Annotated in this window: 2 protein-coding genes and 2 pseudogenes; 2 read left to right on the top strand and 2 right to left on the bottom strand. The window is 75.1% G+C overall.

Features of this window, described 5'->3' with window-relative positions; all coding sequences use genetic code 11:
* Positions 1–97: 97 nt before the first annotated feature.
* Positions 98–2,134: pseudogene (locus tag ABZV94_RS40545) on the top strand (SpoIIE family protein phosphatase); the annotation flags it as partial.
* A 61-nt stretch (positions 2,135–2,195) separates the two neighbouring features.
* A complete protein-coding gene (locus ABZV94_RS40540) occupies positions 2,196–3,524 on the top strand; it encodes a hypothetical protein (protein ID WP_356349951.1) in 1,329 nt (442 codons plus the stop codon).
* Positions 3,525–3,536: 12 nt separating this feature from the next.
* Here ABZV94_RS40540 and ABZV94_RS40535 read toward each other — a convergent pair whose 3' ends face one another.
* Both ABZV94_RS40535 and ABZV94_RS40530 read right to left on the bottom strand, forming a co-directional pair.
* The gene (locus ABZV94_RS40535) at positions 3,537–3,773 is read right to left on the bottom strand and encodes a hypothetical protein (RefSeq protein WP_132785756.1); all 237 of its coding nucleotides are present in this window, start codon (positions 3,771–3,773) and stop codon (positions 3,537–3,539) included.
* Between the two features lie 102 nt (positions 3,774–3,875).
* Positions 3,876–4,043 (bottom strand): annotated as a pseudogene (locus tag ABZV94_RS40530) (esterase); the annotation flags it as partial.
* Positions 4,044–4,120: the final 77 nt, after the last annotated feature.

Genomic DNA, 4,120 nt, shown 5'->3' with positions numbered 1-4,120 from the left:
GGCGAAGATCACGAGGGTGAGCGCGATGCCGAAGACCGCGCCCTCGACCAGCTTGGTGTAGGGCGACCCGGCGGCCTGGAGGGGGCCCGCCACGGGGCGGCTGCTGCGCCAGACGCACGGCCTCGGACCGTACGAGATGACGAGGATGTACGAGCACCACGACGCGGTGCTGCACGCGGTCCGGGAGGGCGTGCTGATCGTCGGCGGTGACGGCAGGCTGCTGCTCGCCAACGACGAGGCGCACCGCCTGCTGGACCTGCCGGCGGACGCCGAGCGCCGGCATGTGCTGGAGCTGGGCCTGGACGACGAGACCGCGGGGCTGCTGGCCTCGGGGCGGGTCGCCACGGACGAGGTGCACCTGGTCAAGGACCGGCTGCTGGCGATCAACCAGCGCCCCACGGACCTGCGCGGCGGCCCGGCGGGCAGCGTCACCACGCTGCGCGACTCCACCGAGCTGCGCGCCTTGTCGGGCCGTGCCGAGGTGGCCCGGGAACGGCTGAACATGCTGTACGACGCCGGGGTGGGCATCGGCACGAGCCTGGACGTGACCCGGACCGCGGAGGAGCTGGCCGAGCTGGCGGTGCCCCGGTTCGCGGACTTCGCGACGGTGGACCTGTTCGACGCGGTGCTCGGCGGGGAGGAGCCGCGGCCGGGGACGGCACTGCGCCGCACGGCCTGCGCGGGCATCCGCAAGGACTCGCCGTTGTATCCGCTCGGTGAGCGGATCCGGTTCGTGACCACCTCGCCGCAGGCGCGCGCCCTGACGACGGGGCAGTCGGTCGTGGTGCCGCAGCTGCGCGACGCGCCCGGCTGGCGGGCGCAGGACCTGGAGCGCACCGACCAGGTGCTGGCGTACGGCATCCACTCGCTGATCACCGTGCCGCTGCGGGCGGGCAATCTGGTGCTGGGCGTGGCGAACTTCTGGCGCGCGGAGAAGCCGCAGCCGTTCGACGCGGAGGAACTGGCCCTCGCGGAGGAGCTGGTGGCGCGGGCGGCGGTGTCGATCGACAACGCCCGCCGGTACACCCGCGAGCACAGCATGGCGGTCACCCTCCAGCGCAGTCTGCTGCCGCGCAGCCTGCCCGAGCAGGGCGCCCTGGACCTCGCCTACCGCTATCTGCCGGCCCAGTCGGGGGTGGGCGGCGACTGGTTCGACGTGCTGCCGCTGTCCGGCGCCCGGGTGGCCCTGGTCGTCGGGGACGTCGTGGGGCACGGGCTGCACGCGGCGGCGACGATGGGCCGGCTGCGCACGGCCGTGCACAACTTCTCCTCGCTGGACCTGCCGCCGGACGAACTGCTGGGCCTGCTGGACGAGCTGGTCGGCCGGCTCGACCAGGACGAGATCCCGGCGCCGGGCGCGTCCGTGGTGACGGGCGCGACCTGCCTGTACGCGGTCTACGATCCGGTGTCCCGGCTGTGCACGATGGCCCGGGCCGGCCATCCGCCGCCCGCGCTGGTGCGTCCGGACGGGGACGTGGAGTTCCTGGACGTGCCCGCGGGGCCGCCGCTCGGCCTGGGCGGGCTGCCGTTCGAGACGGCGGAGCTGGAACTGCCGGAGGACAGCCGGCTGGTGCTCTACACCGACGGTCTGGTGGAGGACCGGGAACGGGACATCGACGAGGGGCTCGGCCTGCTGCGCGACGCCCTGCTCCGGACGCGGGGCGCCTCCCCGGAGGACACCTGCCGTACGGTGCTGGACCGGCTGCCGGCCCGGCCGAGCGACGACGTGGCGCTGATCGTCGCGCGCACCCGGGTGCTGGGCGACGACCGGGTCGCGCAGTGGCAGGTGCCGTCCGACCCGGCGGCCGTGTCGGAGGTGCGGGCCTCGGTGACCCGGCGGCTGGCCGACTGGGGGCTGGACGAGCTGGGGTTCACGACGGAGTTGATCCTGAGCGAGCTGGTCACGAACGCCATCCGCCACGGGCGCGGTCCGATCGGGGTACGGCTGCTGCGTGACCGCACGCTGATCTGCGAGGTGTCCGACCGCAGCACGACCTCGCCGCACCTGCGGTACGCGGCGAGCACCGACGAGGGCGGCCGAGGCCTGTTCCTGGTCGCCCAGCTCGCCGAGCGCTGGGGCACCCGGTACACCCCGCACGGCAAGGTGATCTGGGCGGAGCAGCCGCTTCCCTGAGCCGGCGGGGCGCGGGGAAACCGTTTGAGGACGCGCCGGCCGGCGGGTGATGATCTGCGGCATGTTCTCGCGCAGGAATCGCCGTACCGCCCGGCCCACGTCCCCCGCACTGCGCACCGCCTGGGAGGCCCTGGACGCCGGGGACGTGCCCGGGGCGCTGCGGCGGGTGCGGGCGGCCGGGGAGGACCAGCCGCTCGGTGAGGTGGCCCTGGTGGTGGGGCGGGCGGCGGGCTCGGCCGGGTTCGACGACCTCGCCCGCGCCTCGGCCGCGCTGGCCGCCGCACCCGAAGACCCGCGGACGCTCCACGACTTCGGGTACGCCTGCGTGGAGCGCGGGATTCCGGATCTGGCCATTCCCCCGCTGCGTGCGGCCCTCCGCCTCAGTGGCGGGGCGCTGCCGGTGCTGCGGGAGCTGGTGTCCGCGTACGAGGACGAGGGCCGGCACCGCGAGGCGGTGGACGAACTCGGCCGCCACGAGGACCGTCTGGCGGACTGGCCGGACCGCTATCTGCTGGTGTTCAACGCGGTGCTGGCGGGCGACCTGGAGCGGGCCCGGCGTCAGCACGCACTGCTGCCCGACCCCGAGGACGAGCGGTGGCGGCCGGCGCGGGAGCGGCAGAACCGGATGCTGGCGCGGGCCGCCGACGCCGAGCGGGCGGGCGGCCTCGGCAGCACCGATCTGCGCGGCTGGCAGTACGTCCTCGGCGGCACGGTCCTCGGCACGCTCTCCCCGTGGGGCTTCGACGCGGGCATGAACGGCCGGTACGCGTGGCTCCAGGACACCCCGGACCAGTGTCTGCGCGGCCTGCTGCGGCTGCGGGACCTGCTGGCGGCCACCGGGGTGCGACCGCGCTCGGTGTCGCTGCTGCCGGACCGGGACTCGCGGATCCTCGGGCTGGCGGCGGCGGAGGTGCTGGGCCTGCCGGCGCAGCCGTTCGCAGCGGGCCGGGCGGACACGGTGGTCGTGGCGTACGACCTGGACGGGTCGGCGGCGCACGACGGCGGGCCGGAGCTGATCGGGGAGCTGTTCGAACGCGCCCCGGGTCAGGTGCTGCACGCGCACGCGTGCTGCTGGACGGACCCGCCCGCCGTCACCCCGGACAGCGCCGCTCTGCTGCACCAGTCGGTGGTGGCGCCGTGGGGTCCGCAGCTGCGCCAGGGTGCGGACGGCGGGGTCGAGCGCGGGCCGGCGGACGACCGCCCGGAGGCGGAGATCGCCGCCGGGATCACCGCGGCGGACCCGTCCCCCGATCCCGGGGACGGCGACGGCCCGGCGGACGGCGACACGGAGTTCGCCGCGTTCGCCACGGCCGTGCGGGGCACGTGGCTGCGCGGCGAACGGGCGCGTGTGCGGTCTGCCGGGCCGGTCCCGGGTTCCCGGTTCGCCTGAGCGAGGCGGCGGTCAGCCGCCGTTGAGCCGCGAGCGCAGCAGCTGCTTGCCCAGCTCGGCGCCCTTGCGGCTGTCGGACTGTGCCTTGCGGAAGAGCTCCACGACCTCGTTGTCCTTGTCGCGCTCGGCGTCCTGGATGTACTGCTCCAGGCGCAGGGCGTTGCTCAGGCACGCCTCGACGTACCAGATCAGGTTGTAGTCCTTGTCGCGGGTGCCGGTGACGTCGCCGGTCTCGCTGGTGTTGGTCATCCGGGGTCTCCTCCTTCTGTCGACCCTGTGCGGATTCCGCTTGCCGTCACCCCGGGTACCCGTGCGACCTGCGGGCACACCGGCCGATCGGACGGGCGGGCCCTACTCGTCGATCACGGCGCCGAAGCGGGCACCGTGGGCGGTGCCGCCGAGCGCGGCGGCGCCGTAGGACCAGGAGCCGTCGGCGAGCAGCCCGCCGCCGCTCGCGGGCAGCAGCCACACCGCGCCGTCGCCCGCGTTCTCGCCGGGCGCGCCGGCCACCAGCTCGGCGCATGACCGGGCCCTCGGGCAGATAGGCGAGGTAGCGCTTGATCTTGGGCAGCTGACGGTAGAGGACCAGGCCCACG

The organism is Streptomyces sp. NPDC004658, from assembly GCF_040609555.1.
Taxonomy (GTDB): Bacteria; Actinomycetota; Actinomycetes; order Streptomycetales; family Streptomycetaceae; genus Streptomyces.
The sequence above is the reverse complement of the archived record's forward strand: the minus strand, read 5'-3'. Positions and strand labels throughout refer to the sequence as shown.